Genomic DNA, 16117 nt, shown 5'->3' on the forward strand with positions numbered 1-16117 from the left:
ATGGAGACCTGAGAGATGAGCGACACAATGGAGCTCGACGCAGCACCGCGCACCGCCGCGCCACGCCTGACCAGCCTGGCCCATGGCGGCGGCTGCGGCTGCAAGCTCGCGCCCTCGGTGCTGCAGCAATTGCTCGCCGACCATCCGGCCGCCGGCCCCTACAAGCAGCTTCTCGTCGGCACCGAGACCGGCGACGACGCCGCCGTTTGGCAGGTCGACGACGAGACCTGCGTGGTCGCGACCACGGACTTCTTCATGCCGATGGTCGACGATCCCCATGATTTCGGCCGAATCGCCGCGACCAATGCGATCTCCGACGTCTATGCCATGGGCGGCACGCCGATCATGGCGCTCGCCATCCTCGGCATGCCGCTCGACAAGCTGCCGATCGAGGTCACCCGCGAGATCCTGAAGGGCGGCGCCTCGATCTGCGCCGAGGCGGGCATTCCCGTCGCCGGCGGCCATTCCATCGACGCGCCCGAGCCGATCTACGGCCTTGCCGTCATCGGCCTCGTGAAGCCGAAGAACCTGCGCCGCAACAGCGGGGCGAAGCCGGGCGATGCGCTGATCCTGACCAAGGCGCTCGGCGTCGGCATCTATTCGGCTGCCTTCAAGAAGGAGCAACTGTCCCCCGAAGCCTATGACGAGATGATCGCGTCGGTGACCCTGCTCAACCGGGTCGGCGCCGAGCTCGCCAAGGATGCCGACGTGCACGCGATCACCGACGTCACCGGCTTCGGCATCCTTGGCCACGGGCTCGAAATGGCGCGCGGCTCCGATGCAACACTGAAACTGCGACTGGCCGATCTGCCATTCCTGTCGCAGGCCGAGCGATTGGCTCGCGAGCGCCGCGTCACCGGCGCCTCGCATCGCAACTGGGCGAGCTATGGCGAAGGCGTCGATCTGCCGGCCGGCCTGCCGGACTGGCAGCGCCATCTTCTGACCGATCCGCAGACCTCTGGCGGGCTGCTTGTCTCCTGCGCACAGGAGCGGGCAGCCGAGCTGCTCGCGCGCATCCAGGCAGCCGGCTACCCGTCGGCGCGGATCATCGGCTCGGTCGAAGCCGGCGCTGGGCGTGTGGTCGTGGGATGACGGGACGCCTCAAGCTTCCGCGACCTCCAGGCGCCGACCCCAGACGTCGAAGAACTCGCCCTTGTTGAGCACGAGCCGGTCCTGATCCAGCGCCGCCTCGAGCTCGCGCAGCCGGGTACGCGCGAGCTCGTCCGGCACCAGCCCGCCATCCTCGCGTGTCGGGAAGAAGGCTGCGCCATCCCAGCTGACGCCGGCGCTGCGCAGCAGCAGCACGATGTCGCCCCAGTCGAGCTCGTCGCCGACGACATGGACGAAGGTCGAGCGCAGCGGCTCCACCCTCGGCTCGGCGATCCGGACCAGTACGATCAGCGCGGTGAAGTGCCCCTTGCGGAGCATCTTCCCGAGCCAGCGCTCGAAATCCGTGCCCAGCCCCTTAGGCTTCGACACGCAGGCTCTCCGGGATGGAGCGCTCGAACTGGGCGCAGGATTCGCTGCCGGTCTGCGTCATGGCCCCTCAGTGAACTGGCGGAAGAGAATGGGAGTCGAACCCACCAGAGACCGTTTGACGGCCCCTCCCGGATTTGAAGTCCGGACGCCCCACCGGGGACGCTTCTCCTCCAGCTGGCGCTTCCGGCCACGGCCCGAACAGGTCGAGCCGCTGCCGGTTGATGCGCCTGAGATCGCCGCGGCGGATGGTGACGCCATGGCGATCGAAGAATTCCAGGACCTGGATCGCGACCTTGCGGCCATTGTCCAGCCTGTCGCGGAACTGCGCGGCGTTGAAGCCGGCGGCATCGGCGGCTGCAAGCTCGGCCGCGATCCCGACCATCTCGGAAACCGTATCGCGCAGGAAGAAGTGGTCAAGCGCCACCTCGTGCACGTCGCCGCGCCGGCCGGCGAGGCGAAAGAGCCGGCGGATGTCCTCCTCGCGCCGGCCGAGCAGTTGGCCGATATCGCGCACGCGCGGCGGCCGGAAACGCTCGCCGTCTCCGATCAACGGCGCGATGCGGCTCCAGAGCGCCTCGTCCTCCGGCGTCAGCCTGATCTCGTGCTCGGGCCGCCTGATCCAGGAGCCGATGACGGTGAGATCGCCGGCCGCGGCCAGTTGCGCCAGCGCCGCGCGGAACAGCGCGGCCGGCAGGCGCGGCTGGAGCGAGAGCCGCAAGCGCTCCAGCCCCATCCCCTGCTGGTCGGGGTTTTCGAGGTGATAGGCCTTCAGCGTTTCGACCAGCGCCAAGGAGAAGCGTTGCCAGACGTCCGGCAGCATCGTCGCGGCGCCGATCCGCACCAGCCCGAGCCGCGCTGTCAGCGCCTCGGCCTGTGCCGGGCCGAGCGCGCGGTCGCGGGCGAAGGCATCGAGATCGGCATGATGCGGCGGCGCATCGAGCAGACCGCGCAGCGCCTCGGCGTGGTCGCTCCTGCCGAGTGCGAGAAGCTGAGCCTGCCGCTCCGGGCTGCGACGCTTTCGTTCCGGCGCGCGCAGATCAAGGAAGCGGCCGCCGCCCAGCGTGCGCGAGGCGCTGGTGTCGCGCAGCACGAACCGGTCGAGCGCGGCAGCCGCGATCGGCGTCTCCAGAGCGAGCTGGACCAGCCCGGTCGTGCCGGGCGCGACCTCGTCGCCGAGCAGGACGATGCGCGCGCCGGTTTCGCTGGCGCCATGGTGCAGTCGCACCGGTTGCCACATCGCAAGCGGCTTCCTCTCAGAGGCGAGGACCGTCAGCTCAGCGTCGATCCGTGTCGCCGGCGCGTGCAGAGCGGGCGAGACGATCATGTGCCCGCGCAGGATCGCATCCTTCGAGACGTCGGGACCAGCGAGGTTCAGCGCGCAGCGATCGCCCGCCGCACCGCGTTCGGCCGGACGGTTCTGCGCATGGATCGAGCGCACGCGCGCGGCGATGCCGGAGGGCGAGATCGTGACGCTATCGCCAACCGAGGCGCTGCCGGAGAGCACGGTGCCGGTGACGACCGTGCCGGCGCCGGGCAGCGTGAAGCAGCGGTCGACGGCGAGCCGGAAGGCGCCGTCGCTGCGGCGCAGCTGCGCCGCCCGGGCATGCTCGCGCAGCAACTGCGCGAGATCATCGATTCCGTCGCCCGTGACCGTCGAAACCGGCAGGATCGGCGCATCGGCAAAGGGCGTTCCCGCCAGGAGCGTCTCGACCTCTCCCTGCGCCGCGATCAGACGCTCGTCCTCGACCAGGTCCGCCTTGGTCAACGCCACCACCGCCCGCTCGATCCCGAGCAGGCGGGCGATGTCGAGATGCTCGCGCGTCTGCGGCATCACCCCGTCATCGGCCGCGACCACCAGCAGCAGCAGGTCGATCCCGGAGGCGCCGGCGAGCATGGTGTGGACGAGCTTCTCATGGCCGGGCACGTCGATGAAGCCGACGATGCGGCCATCGGCCAGCGGCCAATAGGCGAAGCCGAGCGCGATGGTGATGCCGCGCTCCTTCTCCTCCTTCAGACGGTCGGTGTCGACGCCGGTCAGCCGCCGCACCAGCGAGGTCTTGCCGTGGTCGATATGGCCAGCCGTGCCGACGATCATCGCCTAGGCCTCCGCCTGGGCGACGGCAGCGCGCGCGGCTTTGACGAAGGGCGCGGCGAGCAGGCTGCCATTGCTTTCGGCTTCGAGCAGCAGCGCGAGCGCGCGGGCCGGATCCTTGTCGACCCCCTGTCCCAGCAAGGTGGCGGCGCCGAGCATCGCCACCGCGTCGGCATCTCCGGCCTCGCTGCCGCGTCGCCACCATTGCGCCGCCAGCGTCGCATCGCGTTCCACGCCGAGCGCATCGTGATGGATCATACCGAGCCGGGTCATGCTGGTGGCGATGCCGGCCTCGGCCGCCGCTTGCGCCCAGCGCAGCGCCTCCGGCCGATCGGCCTCCAGCCCGGTTTCGAGCAGCATCCAGGACAGCATGTCCTGCGCCGGCGCGTCGCCCTGCTCAGCCGCGAGGCGATAGAGCCGCATCGCCTCGCCATTGTCCTGCTCAACGCCCTCGCCCTTGAAATGCAGCGTCGCGAGATTGCGCTGGCCAACCGGGTCGCCGTGCTCAGCCGAGAGCGTCAGCCAGCGCAGAGCGAGCGCCGGATCACGCTCGACCCCGAGACCTTCGGCGAAGCAGGCGCCGACATTGTTCTGGGCGCGGGCGACGCCGGCATGGGCGAGCGGTCCCCAGATCGCCAGCGCGGCCGCATGATCGCCGTGCTCGACCGCCGCGGCCGCCTCGGCCATCGCGACGCCGATATCGGCGGGCACCGCTTCATCCTTGCCGAGCAGGCGGTCAAGCCAGCGCATGATGCGTTCCAGGCTTCAACTGACCCAACTGACTGGCGAAGACCGCCTCGTCCTCCAGGCAGCGCAGATCGAACAGCAGCGCTCCTTGCGAGATGCGGCCGATCACCGGCAGAGGCAGGGCGCGGAAGGCTGCGGCCAGCCCTTCGACGGCGGAGCCGGAGGCCTTGCCGGAAGGCTTCAGCGATAGCCCCGCGCTCGGCAGCGTCTCCAGCGGCAGCGCGCCGGAGCCGATCTGGCTGGAGCAGTCGACAATCGCGGCGGTCCAGTCGGTCCCTACGGCTGCCGAGAGCGCCGGCAGCAGGCGCTCGGCCAAGGCGCGCAGCTCGGCAGCCGAACGGGTGAACAGGCGCAGCGTCGGCAGGCGCTGCGCCAGCCGATCAGGATCGCGATAGAGCTTCAGGGTCGCTTCGAGTGCCGCCAATCTCAGCTTGTCGAGCCTGAGCGCCCGCTTCAGCGGGTTCCTGGCGAGCTTTGCTATGAGATCCTTCCGGCCGGCGACGATGCCGGCCTGGGGACCGCCGAGCAGCTTGTCGCCGGAGAAGGTGACGAGATCGGCGCCGCCCTTCAACGCGTCCTGTACCGTCTTCTCATGGCGCAGTCCCCAGCGGGCGAAGTCGACCAATGTGCCGGAGCCGAGATCGTCGAGGAAGGGAAGCCCATGTTCGCGCGCGAGCTTGGCGAGCTCGACCGGCTCGACCTCGGCGGTGAAGCCCTGGACGAGATAGTTGGAGGTATGGACCTTCATCAGCAGGCCGGTCTGCGGGCCGATCGCCTCGGCATAATCGCGCAGATGGGTGCGGTTGGTGGTGCCGACCTCGCGCAGCACCGCCCCGGCGCGCGCCATGATGTCGGGCATGCGGAAGGCGCCGCCGATCTCGATCAGCTCGCCGCGCGAGACGATAGCCTCGCGCTCCCTGGCGAAGCTGTTGAGCACGAGCAGCACGGCCGCGGCGTTGTTGTTGACGAGGACGGCATCCTCGGCCCCGGTCAGCTCGCGGATCAGGCCGCGCACATGCGCGTCGCGCTCACCGCGCTGGCCGGCCGCGATCTCGTATTCGAGATTGCTCGGCGCCCGCATCACCGCGACGACGGCCTCGATCGCCTCCTCGGCCAGGAGCGCACGGCCGAGATTGGTGTGCAGCACGGTGCCGGTGAGGTTGATGACCGGGCGCTGCGACGGCCGCTCCCGCTCCTCCAGGCTCGCGAGGGCCCGCTCGGCGATGGAGTCGATCGGAACAGCCGCCACGCCCTGATCGCGGCGCAGGCGCTCCAGCACCTGCCGCACCGCGCCGGTCGCGGCCTGGCGGCCATGGCGGGCGATCGCCAGCTCGCAATGCGGGCTGCGCAGTACCTCGTCGACCGATGGCGGGTGGAAGCGTTCGGGTCGGTTCATCAGCTCCCTCCGGGAGACAGGATGGTCAATAGCCCAGCAGGAACGGGTTCACGCCGGCGCGCCGCCAGCCCGCCTCGGACACGAGGATGTCGAGACCCAGGCTCGCGACATCGTCGGCCACCGGCTCGAGTTCGGGATCCTTTCGCTGGTTCAGGATCTTCACATAGGTTCGGCACTCGTCGCAGGTCTCGGCCTTGATCGTGTCGGCGATGCCCTCGATCGCCTGATAGTGGATGCCCTTGGTCGAGCCGCAGGAGACGCATTTCACCCGGACATGGTTCCATTGCGCGGCGCAGAGCGAGCACTGGACGTAGCGCACCCCATCGATGTCGACCGTGGCGATGACCGCACTCGTCACCGGCGGGCCGCCGCAGCAGGGGCAGACGCCGTCGGCGACGGGTTGCGGCAGCAGCGCATCGAGCCCTGCCGTCCGCTTGGCCGCGACGACCTGAAGCGCCGCCGCCGCGAAGATGTGGTCGGCGACGGTCTCGGCCGGCACCGCATCGCTGAGCACGGCCGCGAACATAACGCGCCGGGCCTCCTCGTCCGAAGCCCTGGCGCGGCCGAGCGCCTCGCGCGCCAGCTCGGGCATCGCGACCTCGTCCATCAGTTCCATCAGCCGCACGAAGCAGGCGGCGGCAGACTCGTCCTCGGCCAGCTCTTCGCGCGGCAAGACAGGCATTGCCTTCGCGGCTCGGCGCCGCTGCTCGTCGAGCGAAGGCAGCGACGGCGGATCGACCTCGCCCGCCAGCTTGTCCTGCGCCTGCGACAGCGCCGCGAGCAAGCGCAGATAGGGTTCGAGCTGGTGGCCGGACGCGAGCGCATTGAAGCGCATGGCACGCAGGCCGAAGAGCGATCGCGGCTCGGGCAAACGCAGGAAGGGCGGCTTGTCACGCTCGGCGATGCCGACATCCTCGAACGTCGCAAAGCCCTGGTCTTCACTCATCAGGCACAGACTTTCCGAACCACACGGGTCACGTCGTGAAGCAAGGCGGTCTTGGCCGCCTTGCAGTTTGCTCTACTCGGCCGGGCGCGCGTTGTGCCCACGGGGCGGTGTCTGGCGCTCGTCGATGACGCCCTCGCGCGCTTCGCCGCGCAGCCAGAGCCGATGATGACGATAGGCCCAGCCGCCGGTGACCTTGCCCTCGGTCATAGCGCTCATCGTGCCGCGCACATAGAAGCCGGCATAGATGTGGACGATCACGACGAGCAGCATCGCGATAGCCGCCAGCGCGTGAACGATATGGCCGAGGCGCTGCTGCTCGATGGTGAAGCTGGCGCCGAAATGCTCGTACCAGATCACGATCCCGCTCGCGAACAGGACGATGATCAGCAAGGTCATCGACCAGAAGACGATCTTCTGCCCGCCATTGTACTTGCCGACCTCGGGCAGATTCTCCTCGTGCCCGGCCATCACCTCGCCGATATGGCCCATCCATTTCGTATCGGCCTTGGTCCAGAAATTGTGGCGCACCATCTGAACGAACAGGATGGTGAAGCTCGCCAGCAAGACAATGCCGAGCCAGGGATGCAGCCAGCGTGTGTTCGAGCCGCCACCGAAGAAGCTGCTCATGAAAAACAGCGAGGGGTGGAACAGCGCCGCCCCGCTGATCGTGAGCAGGATCAGCGAGATCGCGGTGAGCCAATGATTCACACGGACCCGGCCGGGATAGCGGTCGACGGTCGTGCGCGCTTCTTCACGCCTTACGGCCACGGGCGGCCTCCTCGTCGATCAGATGCTCGGCCTCGCGGTCTTCGGCGCGGCTGACATCGTTGCGCCTCGCCACGGTCGCATGGACGAAGGCGAAGGCGGCGGCGAAGCCGACCGCAGCCATGCCGGCATATTTGGTCAGCCCCTTCCACAGCTCGACCACCTGGCTGATCCGCGGGTTCTGCGGCAGGCCGGCATAGAGCTGCGGCTGGTCGGCATGATGCAGCACATACATCACATGGGTGCCGCCGACGCCGGGCGGATCGTAGATGCCGGCGTTCTTGAAGCCACGCGACCTAAGATCGGTGAGCCGCGTCTGGGCGTGATCGAGCATCGCCTTCTTGGTGCCGAACACGATCGCGCCGGTCGGGCAGGCCTTGGCGCAGGCCGGGGCCTGGCCGACCGAGACACGGTCGGAGCAGAGCGTGCACTTATAGGCCTTGTGGTCGGCCTGGCTGATGCGCGGGATGTTGAAGGGGCAGCCCTTCACGCAATAGCCGCAGCCGATGCAGTTCTCCGAGACGAAATCGACGATGCCGTTGTTGTATTGGACGATCGCGCCGGGCGAGGGGCAGGCCTTCAGGCAGCCCGGATCGGCGCAATGCATGCAGCCATCCTTGCGGATCAGCCATTCGAGATTGCCGCTCTGCGGGTTCTCCCATTCGGTGAACCGCATCAGCGTCCAGGTGTTGGGCGTCAGATCGTGCGGGTTGTCGTAGACGCCCCGGTTGACGCCGACCTCCTCGCGCAGATTGTTCCACTCAAGGCAAGCCGACTGGCAGGCCTTGCAGCCGATGCATTTCGAGACGTCGATGAGCTTCGCCACCTCGAAATCGTGGCGAACGTCCGGCGGCCGGAAATTGGTGGCCGAGATGCGGGCGAAGTCCTGACTTTGCAATCCTGCCATCGCCGCCTCCCTAGCTGACCGCCGGTCCGTTGGACGGCTCGACATTCACCAGAAACGCCTTGAACTCGGGCGTATCGGTGTTGGCGTCGCCGACGAACGGGGTGAGGCTGTTCGGGCCGAAGCCCTTCTTGGCCGCACCGGTGAAGCCCCAGTGGAGCGGGATGCCGACGACATGCACGGTCTTGCCGTCGCAGATCAGCGGTTTGATGCGCTTGGTCACCACCGCCTTGGCATGGACCCAGCCGCGGTTGGAGGAGACCTTCACCCAGCCTCCCTTCTGGATGTTCTTCTCCTTCGCGAGCTGCTCGCTGATCTCGACGAAGAACTCCGGCTGCAGCACCGCATTGACCCAGACATGCTTCGTCCAGAAATGGAAATGCTCGGTCAGGCGGTAGGACGTCGCCGCATAGGGGAACTTGTCGGACGTTCCGAGCGCGGCGAGGTCCTCCTTGAAGATGCGCGCGGCAGGATTGCCGCGGATCTTCGGCGCCAGCACATTGGCCACCGGACTTTCGAACGGCTCGTAATGCGCCGGGAACGGCCCATCCCGCATCAATCCGCGGGCGAACAGGCGCGCCGAGCCTTCCGGGTTCATGATGAACGGGCCGACATCCCTCGGCTTGGCGGTCACCGCGATGTCCGGCACGTCGTATCCGGTCCAGGCCGTGCCGTTCCACTCGATCAGCTTGCGCTTGGGATCCCAGGCCTTGCCGTCGAGATCGGCGGAGGCGCGGTTGTAGAGGATGCGCCGGTTGGCCGGCCAGGAGAAGGCCCAGTTCGAATAGGCCCCGGTATTGCCGGGATCGTTGGTGTCGCGGCGGGCCATCATGTTGCCGCGTTCGGTCCAGCAGCCGGAATAGATCCAGCAGCCGCAGGCGGTCGAGCCGTCGTCGCGCAGCTGGCCGAAAGTGTCGACCTGCTTGCCCTTCTCCAGGACCACCTTGGTCGGATCGGCCGGATCGGTGACGGTCGAGACGACGTAGCCGTTGAGCTCCTTGGCGACTTCGTCCGGCTGCGGGTCCTGCGGATCGCGATAGGGCCAGTGCAGGTTGACGATCGGGTCGGGGAAGGCGCCGCCCTCCTTCTTGTAGAGCTCGCGCAGCCGCATGTGCAGCTGTGCCATGATCCAGGCATCGGTCTTCGCCTCGCCCGGAGGCTCCTGCCCCGGCCAGTGCCATTGCAGCCAGCGGCCGGAATTGACCAGCGAGCCCTCGTCCTCGGCGAAGCAGGTCGTCGGCAGCTCGAACACCTCGGTCTGGATCGACTCCGGCTTGACGTCGTTGTGGACGCCTTCGTCCTTCCAGAAGCGCGACGTCTCCGTCTGCAGCGGATCCATCACCACCAGGAACTTCAGCTTCGACAGCGCCGCCGTGATCTTGCCGCGGTTCGGCGCGGACAGCAGCGGGTTGAAGCCCTGGCAGAAATAGCCGTTGACCTTGCCCTGGTGCATCAGGTCGAAGGTGCGCAGCATGTCGTAGCCGGACACGTCGAGCTTCGGCAGCCATTGATAGGCGAAGTCGTTTTCCGCCGTCGCAGCCGGACCCCACATCGCCTTCAGGAAGCTCACCATGAACTTCCTGTAGTTCTGCCAGTAACTCATCTGGTTCGGCCGCAACGGCTTGAAGCCGCGCGTCGACATATAGGCCGCGAAATCCGGCTCCCTGTCCTTCGGGATCGCCAGATAGCCCGGGATCAGGTCCGACATCAGGCCGATATCGGTCAGCCCCTGGATGTTGGAGTGGCCGCGCAAGGCGTTCATGCCGCCGCCGCGCATGCCGATATTGCCGAGCAGCAGCTGCACCATCGCCATGGTGCGGATGTTCTGCGCGCCCTTCGAGTGCTGCGTCCAGCCGAGCGCGTACATCGAGGTCATGACCTTGTCGCGCGCCGAGCACTCCGAGATCATCTTGCAGATCGCCAGGTACTTGTCCTTCGGCGTGCCGCAGATGCGCTCAACCATCTCCGGCGTATAGACGGAGACGTGCTTCTTCAGGAGCTGGTAGACCGTGCGCGGATGCTGCAGGGTCTCGTCGACCTGCACATAGCCGTCCGGCCCGAGCTCGTATTCCCAGGTCGAGCGGTCATAGTCGCGCTTGGCCTCGTCATAGCCGGTGAACAGGCCGTCCTGATAACCGAAGCCCTCCTTCACGAGATAGGGCGCGTTGGTGAAGGCGCGCACATAGTCGTGCTGGATCTTGTCGTTCTCGATGCAGTACCGGATCACGCCGAGCAGGAAGGCGATGTCGGTGCCCTGCCGGATCGGCGCATAGAAATCGGCGACCGAAGCCGTGCGCGTGAAGCGCGGATCGACGACGATCAACTTGGCGCCGCGCTGGGCCTTCGCCTCAGTGACCCATTTGAAGCCGCACGGATGCGCCTCGGCGGCGTTGCCGCCCATGACGATGACGAGGTCGGTGTTCTTGATGTCCGTCCAGGAGTTGGTCATCGCACCGCGACCGAATGTTGGGGCCAGACTGGCCACCGTCGGTCCGTGTCAAACGCGCGCCTGGTTGTCGAACGCCAATATCCCGAGACTTCGAACCGTTTTATAGGTCAGGAAAGCGGTCTCGTTGGTCGTGGCCGAGGCCGCCAGGAAGCCCGTGGTCAGCCAGCGATTGACCGTCACCCCGTCCTGATTCGTCGTGACGAAGTTCTTGTCGCGATCGTCCTTCATCAGCCTGGCGATGCGATCGAGCGCCTCGCCCCAGCCGATCTGCTTGAACTCGCGCTGGCCCGGCCCGCGATATTGCGGATGCTTGGTGCGCGTCTCGGAATGGACGAAATCGAGCAGCGCCGCGCCCTTGGGGCAAAGCGTGCCGCGATTGGTCGGGTGATCCGGGTCGCCCTCGATATGGACGACGGCGGAATGGGCGTTCTTGGACTTGTCGCCCAGGCTGTACATGATCACGCCGCAGGCGACGGAGCAGTACGGGCAGGTGTTGCGTGTCTCGGTGGTCTGCGCCAGCCTGAACGGGCGCACAGCCTGGGCAAGCGCCTCCTCCGGCCCGCCGAAGCCGAGTGCAGCAATGGCCGAGCCGGCTAGTCCGGCCCCTCCCCCTGCTAAAAATTGGCGGCGTGATAGCTCCTTCAGCATCTCATACCTCCCAGAGGGCGCACATCGCCGGTCTCTTAGTTTGGAATAGTGTAACTCTGCGAGTCCGGCGTCAAGGCGACACTTTGGTATGGACCCCTGATCCATGTATGTGGTGCGGCGCAACGCCGCGTCCGCAATATTGCGCTGCAACAAAACTGTATTTCTGGCCTCGCGGCTTTGGCGGACTGGCTGCGCAGTCTTGGCGTGCCGTGAACAGTGCTGAAGATCACGCTCCGAATATTCCGCTGGGGGTGGAGTTATGACCAAGAAGAGCCCGCAGGGATGTCGGCTTCGAATGGTTGAGTCGATGTTAGCTCAGATTCCAGCACAAGCCGCAGTTGTGGCGAGCATGCCCCTTCAGGCCGACCTGTTCTCCTCGCTCGACACCCACATGATCGCGCCGCCGAGCTGCTGCCGGCGATCAAGCGGTTGACGATCGATGGCGCCAACGGCGTTCTGGTGCCGATGGAAATCGTCGCGATCCGTCCCGGCCTATCGGGGCCACTGGTCGCGTCATTGTCGAAGGACGATTCGCCATCACGGCGGCGCTCAACCTGGTGCTGACCGGCACCTGACCTGATGGTCCAAGCAAAACGGCCGGAGGAAGCTCCGGCCGTCATCGCATCTATCGGCTGAGATCGAGCCTCACGAACACCCGGTCGTCGAGCCACAGGTGTTGCACTTCAAGCAGGTGCCGTTGCGCACCAGCGTGAAGTTGCCGCATTCGCCGCACGAGTCGCCGACATAGCCTTTCATGATCGCCTCGGCCCGGCGCTCTGAAGTCGTCGGCTGGGCGGCCGGCGCGGCGAAGCCGAGCTTGCTCATCTCAGCCTCGCCGAACTCCTCCGGCTCCTCCTTCAGCGCGGTCGCGCCGGCGGTGGCGAGGCCGGTGACATTGCTGACCGAGCGGGCGACCGCGTCATTGGCCGCCGCCCCGCCTTGGATGGCGAGCAGGTTGATCGGCTTGCCGCGGCGGAAGCCCGAGGAGGCCAGCGGGGTCGAGGTGATCGGCCCGGCCGCATCCGGCGCCCTTCCCTGCTCGACGCCGCCGCCCATCACGTCATGGCCGATCTCGCTGGGATCGACATGGGCGAGGTCGTGCCGGCCGAGATAGGAGATCGCCAGCTCGCGGAAGACATAGTCGAGGATCGAGGTCGCGTTCTTGATCGACTGATTGCCCTGCACGAAGCCCGAGGGCTCGAAGCGGGTGAAGGTGAAGGCCTCGACATACTCCTCCAGCGGCACGCCGTATTGCAGGCCGAGCGAGACCGCGATGGCGAAGTTGTTCATCATCGCCCGGAAGGCCGCGCCCTCCTTGTGCATGTCGATGAAGATCTCGCCGAGGCGGCCATCGGCATATTCGCCGGTGTGGACATAGACCTTGTGGCCGCCGACCACCGCCTTCTGGATGTAGCCGGTGCGACGCGCCGGCAGCTTCTCACGGTCTCGAATGCGCTCGACCCGTTCGACCACGCGCTCGACGATCTTCTCGGCTATCTGGGTGGCGCGCGCCGCCATGGGCTGCTGGTGCAGCGTCTCGACTGCGTCGTCGGCGTCGTCGTCCTCGTCGGCGATCAGCGCGGAGTTCAGCGGCTGCGACAGCTTCGAGCCGTCGCGGTAGAGAGCGTTCGCCTTCAGCGCCAGCTTCCAAGAAAGCAAATAGGCGCTCTTGCAGTCCTCGACGGTGGCGTCGTTCGGCATGTTGATGGTCTTGGAGATCGCGCCCGAGATGAAGGGCTGCGCCGCCGCCATCATGCGGATATGGCTCTCGACCGAGAGATAGCGCTTGCCGATGCGCCCGCAGGGATTGGCGCAGTCGAAGACGTTGTAGTGCTCCTTCCTGAGGTGCGGCGCGCCTTCCAGCGTCATCGCCCCGCAGACATGAACATTGGCGGCCTCGATCTCGGCCTTGCTGAAGCCGAGGAAGGGCAGGAGCTCGAACGACATGTCGTTCAGCTTCTCAGCCGGCACCTTCAGCGTGCCGGTGAGGAAGTCCTCGCCCAGCGTCCATTTGTTGAAGACGAACTTGATGTCGAAGGCGCTTTTCAGCCCCTTCTCGACCGCCTCGATCTTCTCGTCGCTGAAGCCCTTGGCCCGCAGCGAGCCGGGGTTGATGCCAGGCGCCTGCTTCATCGAGCCATGGCCGACGGCATAGGCCTCGATCTCGGCGATATCCGCCTCGCGATAGCCGAGGGCGCGCAGCGCGTCGGGAACCGCACCGTTGATGATCTTGAAGTAGCCGCCGCCGGCGAGCTTCTTGAACTTCACCAGTGCGAAATCGGGCTCGATGCCGGTGGTGTCGCAATCCATGACCAGGCCGATCGTGCCGGTCGGCGCGATCACGGTCGACTGGGCGTTGCGGTAGCCGTGCTTCTCGCCGAGGGCCAGCGCCTCGTCCCAGCTCGCCTTGGCCCGCTCCGACACCGTCACCGAGGAGCCGCCGAGGCGCTCCAGCGTGGCATGGTCGAGCGGCACCGGCGTGACCTGCAGGCCCTCATAGCCCGAGGCCTGGCCATGGGCGGCGGTGCGGTGGTTGCGGATGACGCGCAGCATGTGCTGGGCGTTCTTCTTGTAGCCCGGGAACGGGCCGAGCTCGCCCGCCATCTCGGCCGAGGTCGCATAGGCGACGCCGGTCATGATCGCGGTCAGGCCGCCGGCGAGCGCCCTGCCCTCGTCGGAGTCGTAGCCGAGCCCCATGGTCATCAGGAGGCCGCCGATATTGGCGTAGCCGAGGCCGAGCGTGCGGTACTCATAGGAGAGCTCGGCGATCTCGCGGCTCGGGAACTGCGCCATCGTCACCGAGATCTCGAGCACGATGGTCCAGAGCCGGCAGAGATGCTCATAAGCAGCGACGTCGAAAGCCTTGCTCTGCCGGTCGTAGAACTGCAGCAGGTTGGCCGAGGCCAGGTTGCAGGCGGTGTCGTCGAGGAACATGTACTCCGAGCACGGATTCGAGGCGCGGATGCGTCCCGAGGCCGGGCTGGTGTGCCAGTCGTTCATCGTGGTGTTGAAGTGCAGGCCGGGATCGGCCGAGGCCCAGGCGGCGTAGCCAATCTTCTCCCAGAGGTCGCGCGCCTTCAGGGTCTTGGTGACCTTGCCCGTGGTGCGGCCGATCAGGTTCCAGTCGCCGTCATTCTCGACCGCGCGCAGGAAGTCGTCGGTCAGCGAGACCGAATTGTTCGAGTTCTGGCCGGAAACGGTGAGATAGGCCTCCGAATCCCAGTCGGTGTCATAGGTGTCGAACTGGATCTCGGTGTAGCCCTGCCTGGCGAACTGGATGACGCGCTTGATGTAGTTGTCGGGCACCATCGCCTTGCGGGCGAGCTTGATCTCGCGCTTCAGCGCCGGGTTCTTCTCGGGATCGAAGCAGGCATCATCAGCGGCCTCGCAATTGACGCAGGCCTTCATCACCGCCTTCATCGCCTTCTGGACGATCTTGGAGCCGGCGACCAAGGCCGCGACCTTCTGCTCCTCCTTCACCTTCCAGTCGATATAGGCCTCGATATCCGGATGGTCGGCGTCGACCACGACCATCTTGGCGGCGCGGCGGGTGGTGCCGCCCGACTTGATCGCGCCCGCGGCGCGATCACCGATCTTGAGGAAGGACATCAGGCCGGAGGAGCGGCCGCCGCCGGCGAGCTTCTCGCCCTCGCCACGCAGCATCGAGAAGTTCGAGCCGGTGCCGGAGCCATATTTGAACAGGCGGGCCTCGCGCACCCACAGGTCCATGATGCCGCCCTCGTTGACGAGGTCGTCCTGGACGCCCTGGATGAAGCAGGCATGCGGCTGGGGGTGCTCATAGCTCGACTTCGACTTGACGAGCTTGCCGGTCTTGAAGTCGACGTAGAAGTGGCCCTGGCTCGGCCCGTCGATGCCATAGGCCCAATGCAGGCCGGTGTTGAACCATTGCGGCGAGTTCGGCGCGACCATCTGCGAGGCCAGCATGAAGCGCAGCTCGTCATGGAAGGCGTGGGCATCCTCCTCCGAGGAGAAGTAGCCGCCCTTCCAGCCCCAATAGGTCCAGCAGCCGGCGAGCCGGTCGAAGACCTGCTTGGACGAGATCTCGGAGCCGAAACGCTCAGCCTCCGGCAACTTCGCCAGCGCCGCCTCGTCCGGGACCGAACGCCAGAGGAAGGACGGGACGTCGTTCTCCTCGACTCGCCTTAGGACAGCCGGCACGCCCGCCTTGCGGAAGTACTTCTGCGCGAGCACGTCGCTCGCCACCTGCGACCAGGCCTCCGGCACCTCGATGCCTTCGAGGCGGAAGACGATCGAACCATCGGGATTGCGGATCTCGCTTACCGCCGAGCGGAACGGGATCGCCGCATAGGGCGACTGGCCGGCGGTGGTATGGCGGCGCTCGATGCGCATAAGCTTCGTCCCCAATGCTTGCCGCGGACGCATCATGGCGCCACGCGCGGCCGGTTGCTCACCGGCTCCTGATGTCAGACCAACTCGGTTTGATGCCCCTGGATCCCGCGACGGTGTGCCCCGCCATCGGCTTCCTGATGCGGCCAGCCGGAGCACGCACGTCGCCGTTCGCCGTCGCCATCTCTGGCGCGCCGCGGTGATCGCCTCGACCCGTCTGGGAACTCGTTTCGCGGGTCGAAAAAGGCGTCTCCGCCAGCCGTCACGCGACCGTCAAAATTTAGTCCCGATTGGGTCGCGCCGTCAAGGATTAGTGCGAGGCG

The 16117-nt window shown here is 66.7% G+C and carries 9 protein-coding genes, 1 tRNA gene and 1 pseudogene; 1 reads left to right on the top strand and 10 read right to left on the bottom strand.

Going from position 1 to position 16117, the window contains the following annotated elements:
- Positions 1 to 15: 15 nt before the first annotated feature.
- Positions 16 to 1092 carry a selenide, water dikinase SelD gene (gene selD / locus ACFPOB_RS07160; RefSeq protein WP_377797050.1) on the top strand — a complete coding sequence of 359 codons (1077 nt, stop codon included), beginning with the start codon at positions 16 to 18 and terminating at the stop codon, positions 1090 to 1092.
- A 9-nt stretch (positions 1093 to 1101) separates the two neighbouring features.
- On the opposite strand, the gene ACFPOB_RS07165 is transcribed toward selD, so the two are convergent.
- The 10 genes and pseudogenes from ACFPOB_RS07165 to ACFPOB_RS07210 all read right to left on the bottom strand — a co-directional run bounded on the left by ACFPOB_RS07165 (position 1102) and on the right by ACFPOB_RS07210 (position 15797).
- Positions 1102 to 1479, bottom strand: coding sequence for a hypothetical protein (locus tag ACFPOB_RS07165; RefSeq protein ID WP_377797051.1), 378 nt, complete (start codon positions 1477 to 1479; stop codon positions 1102 to 1104).
- A gap of 76 nt (positions 1480 to 1555) precedes the next feature.
- Positions 1556 to 1651, bottom strand: a tRNA-Sec gene (locus ACFPOB_RS07170).
- Positions 1652 to 1714: 63 nt separating this feature from the next.
- Positions 1715 to 3574 (bottom strand): annotated as a pseudogene (selB, locus tag ACFPOB_RS07175) (selenocysteine-specific translation elongation factor); the annotation flags it as partial.
- Between the two features lie 3 nt (positions 3575 to 3577).
- Complete coding sequence (locus ACFPOB_RS07180) at positions 3578 to 4321, bottom strand: tetratricopeptide repeat protein (protein ID WP_377797052.1); 744 nt, start codon at positions 4319 to 4321, stop codon at positions 3578 to 3580.
- Positions 4308 to 5714, bottom strand: a complete 1407-nt coding sequence (selA, locus tag ACFPOB_RS07185) for an L-seryl-tRNA(Sec) selenium transferase (RefSeq protein ID WP_377797053.1) — start codon at positions 5712 to 5714, stop codon at positions 4308 to 4310. Before selA ends, ACFPOB_RS07180 begins: the two co-directional genes overlap by 14 nt.
- Before the next feature lie 25 nt (positions 5715 to 5739).
- On the bottom strand, positions 5740 to 6660 hold the full coding sequence (fdhE, locus tag ACFPOB_RS07190; RefSeq protein ID WP_377797054.1) for a formate dehydrogenase accessory protein FdhE: 921 nt from the start codon (positions 6658 to 6660) through the stop codon (positions 5740 to 5742).
- Between the two features lie 72 nt (positions 6661 to 6732).
- Positions 6733 to 7428, bottom strand: coding sequence for a formate dehydrogenase subunit gamma (locus tag ACFPOB_RS07195; RefSeq protein WP_377797056.1), 696 nt, complete (start codon positions 7426 to 7428; stop codon positions 6733 to 6735).
- Positions 7412 to 8332 (bottom strand): formate dehydrogenase subunit beta, encoded by a 921-nt coding sequence (gene fdxH, locus ACFPOB_RS07200; RefSeq protein WP_377797057.1) that lies wholly within the window; start codon positions 8330 to 8332, stop codon positions 7412 to 7414. The genes ACFPOB_RS07195 and fdxH overlap by 17 nt, the downstream gene beginning before the upstream one ends.
- Positions 8333 to 8342: 10 nt before the next feature.
- Positions 8343 to 11426 carry a formate dehydrogenase-N subunit alpha gene (gene fdnG, locus ACFPOB_RS07205; protein ID WP_377797059.1) on the bottom strand — a complete coding sequence of 1028 codons (3084 nt, stop codon included), beginning with the start codon at positions 11424 to 11426 and terminating at the stop codon, positions 8343 to 8345.
- A gap of 645 nt (positions 11427 to 12071) precedes the next feature.
- A complete protein-coding gene (locus ACFPOB_RS07210; protein ID WP_377797061.1) occupies positions 12072 to 15797 on the bottom strand; it encodes a vitamin B12-dependent ribonucleotide reductase in 3726 nt (1241 codons plus the stop codon).
- Positions 15798 to 16117 lie beyond the last annotated feature (320 nt).

It is taken from the genome of Allobosea eneae (genome assembly GCF_042657265.1).
Classification (GTDB): domain Bacteria; phylum Pseudomonadota; class Alphaproteobacteria; order Rhizobiales; family Beijerinckiaceae; genus Allobosea; species Allobosea eneae.